This is a genomic window from Pseudomonas sp. D47, assembly GCF_045447305.1.
In the GTDB taxonomy this organism is placed as follows: Bacteria; Pseudomonadota; Gammaproteobacteria; order Pseudomonadales; family Pseudomonadaceae; genus Aquipseudomonas.
Genome location: NZ_JBJGXU010000136.1, coordinates 1 through 2848, shown reverse-complemented (window position 1 = coordinate 2848; position 2848 = coordinate 1). Strand labels below are relative to the sequence as shown.

The 2848-nt window shown below is 60.0% G+C and carries 3 protein-coding genes; all 3 read left to right on the top strand.

Annotated elements, in window-relative coordinates:
- Positions 1-144: 144 nt before the first annotated feature.
- The 3 genes from rdgC (at position 145) to sugE (ending at position 2654) form a co-directional block, all read left to right on the top strand.
- Entirely contained in the window at positions 145-1065 is a 921-nt protein-coding gene (gene rdgC, locus ACI77I_RS31830) for a recombination-associated protein RdgC (protein ID WP_010567523.1), read from the top strand.
- A 203-nt stretch (positions 1066-1268) separates the two neighbouring features.
- Positions 1269-2234 carry a bile acid:sodium symporter family protein gene (locus ACI77I_RS31825; protein WP_242155238.1) on the top strand — a complete coding sequence of 322 codons (966 nt, stop codon included), beginning with the start codon at positions 1269-1271 and terminating at the stop codon, positions 2232-2234.
- A gap of 105 nt (positions 2235-2339) precedes the next feature.
- The gene (gene sugE, locus ACI77I_RS31820; RefSeq protein WP_094953892.1) at positions 2340-2654 is read left to right on the top strand and encodes a quaternary ammonium compound efflux SMR transporter SugE; all 315 of its coding nucleotides are present in this window, start codon (positions 2340-2342) and stop codon (positions 2652-2654) included.
- The last annotated feature ends 194 nt before the right edge of the window (positions 2655-2848 follow it).

Sequence of the window (2848 nt, the reverse complement as noted above, 5' to 3'; positions counted from 1 at the left end):
CGCGCATTCTACGGAGCGACCTTAGGTCTGGCAAGCACTTTCTTAAATCTTTTTTTTCAGCCCTTCCAATGGCTTAGGCAGGGTTGGCCTCAGGCGATATCAAGAGAATAATGCCCCCCTTTGTATAAAGGAGAGACTCACCCCATGTGGTTCAAGAACCTGCTTATCTATCGCCTGACCCAAGATCTGCCTGTTGATGCCGAGGCGTTGGAAGCGGCCATGGCCACCAAACTGGCGCGCCCTTGTGCCAGCCAGGAGTTGACCACTTACGGTTTCGTCGCCCCTTTCGGTAAAGGTGAAGACGCTCCCCTGGTTCACGTCAGCGGTGACTTCCTGCTGATCGCCGCGCGCAAGGAAGAACGTATCCTGCCGGGTAGCGTGGTGCGTGACGCACTCAAAGAGAAAGTCGAAGAGATCGAAGCCGAGCAAATGCGCAAGGTCTATAAAAAGGAACGCGACCAGATCAAGGATGAAATCATCCAGGCCTTCCTGCCGCGCGCCTTTATTCGTCGCTCGTCGACCTTCGCCGCCATCGCGCCGAAACAGGGTCTGATCCTGGTCAACTCGGCCAGCCCCAAGCGCGCCGAAGACCTGCTGTCGACCCTGCGTGAAGTGATCGGCACCCTGCCGGTTCGCCCACTCACAGTAAAAACTGCGCCAACCGCGATCATGACCGACTGGGTCACGACCCAGAAGCCGGCCGATGACTTCTTCGTCCTCGACGAATGCGAGCTGCGCGACACCCATGAAGACGGCGGCATTGTGCGTTGCAAGCGCCAAGACCTGACCGGCGAAGAAATCCAGCTGCACCTGACCACCGGTAAAGTCGTGACCCAATTGTCCCTGGCCTGGCAGGACAAGTTGTCCTTCATGCTCGACGACAAAATGACCGTCAAGCGCCTGAAGTTCGAAGACCTGCTGCAAGACCAGGCAGAACAGGACGGCGGCGACGAGGCCCTGGGCCAACTGGACGCCAGCTTTACCCTGATGATGCTCACGTTCGGCGAGTTCTTGCCGGCGCTGATCGAAGCACTGGGTGGTGAAGAAACCCCACAAGGCATCTAAAGCCATGTGAAGATCAAAATGTGGGAGCCGGCGTGTGTGGGAGCTGGCTTGCCTGCGATCGCATCACCTCGGTACAACTCAAGGCCCGAGGTGCCTGCATCGCGGGCAAGCCCAGCTCCTACGCACGCCCGCTCCCACATTTGATTGGGTTTCCAAGCAGGCATCGGCGTTACCGAACTTAACTAATAACAAGGACATCCCCCATGCGCGCACTCGCCGCCTTGAGCCGCTTCGTCGGCAATACCTTCGCCTACTGGGTGTTGATTTTCGCGGTGCTCGCCTTCCTCGAACCCGGTTGGTTCATCGGCCTCAAAGGCGCCATCGTGCCGCTGCTGGGCCTGGTGATGTTTGGCATGGGGCTGACCCTCAAACTTGAAGACTTCGCCGAGGTCGCGCGCCACCCGTGGCGCGTGGCCCTGGGCGTGGTCGCGCACTTTGTGATCATGCCGGGCGTGGCCTGGTTGCTGTGCCGGGTGTTCAACCTGCCACCGGAAATTGCCGTCGGCGTGATCCTGGTCGGTTGCTGCCCAAGTGGCACTTCGTCCAACGTAATGACCTGGCTGGCCCGCGGCGACCTGGCGCTGTCGGTGGCGATTGCCGCCGTCACCACCCTCCTCGCCCCGCTGCTGACGCCGGCACTTATCTGGCTGCTGGCCTCGGCCTGGCTGCCGGTATCGTTCATGGAATTGTTCTGGTCGATCCTGCAAGTGGTGTTGCTGCCGATCGTGCTGGGCGTGGTCGCGCAACGCGTGCTTGGCGAGCGTGTCCGCCATGCGGTGGAGGTACTGCCCTTGGTGTCGGTGGTGAGCATCGTGATCATCGTCGCCGCCGTGGTTGCCGCCAGCCAGGCGAAGATCGCCGAGTCGGGCCTGTTGATCATGGCCGTGGTAATGCTGCACAACAGCTTCGGCTACCTGCTGGGCTACTTCACCGGCCGGCTGTTCAAGCTGCCGTTGGCGCAGCGCAAGTCGCTGGCGCTGGAAGTGGGCATGCAGAACTCCGGGTTGGGCGCTGCCTTGGCCAGTGCGCACTTTTCGCCATTGGCGGCGGTGCCGAGTGCGCTGTTCAGCGTCTGGCACAATATTTCCGGGGCGCTGCTCTCGACTTACTTCCGCCGCATGAGCGAAAAGGAAGACCGCCGCGTATTGGAAAACACGCCGCAAACTTGATCGCCTGATCAATTTTCGGCACTCTACCGAACTTCGCGGGGACGACCCCGCGACGCTGTCGAGCGCTTTCCAGGGGACGACCCCACTTTTAGAAGAGAGGTCATCATGTCCTGGATCATCCTGTTTTTTGCCGGGCTGTTTGAAGTGGGCTGGGCGGTCGGTTTGAAGTACACCGACGGCTTCAGCAAACCGCTGCCCACCGCCCTGACGATTGCCGCCATGGTCATCAGCCTCGGCCTACTGGGCCTTGCCATGAAAGAACTGCCGCTGGGCACGGCCTATGCGATCTGGACGGGCGTGGGCGCAGTGGGCACGGTGATCGCCGGGATTATCCTGTTTGGCGAATCCATGGCGCTGTTCCGGTTGGCCAGTGTGGCGTTGATAATTTGCGGGCTTATTGGGCTCAAGATCAGCGCCTAAGCCACAACCGCTATCGCAGGCAAGCCAGTTCCCACACTCGACCGCGTTCGCCTGAACACCTCGGTCACCTGTGGAAGCTGGTTTGCCTGCGATGGGCATAGGTATCTACGCAACTTCTTGTGTCGTGCTAGGCCGATGACGGGTTTTTAGGTAGATATGGGTACATATCCGTTGCTGCGGTAACGGCGGCTATT

Coding starts and splice junctions, on each gene's coding strand:
- rdgC (WP_010567523.1), top strand. CDS start 145: ATGTGGTTCAAGAACCTGCTTATCTATCGCCTGACCCAAGATCTGCCT.
- ACI77I_RS31825 (WP_242155238.1), top strand. CDS start 1,269: ATGCGCGCACTCGCCGCCTTGAGCCGCTTCGTCGGCAATACCTTCGCC.
- sugE (WP_094953892.1), top strand. CDS start 2,340: ATGTCCTGGATCATCCTGTTTTTTGCCGGGCTGTTTGAAGTGGGCTGG.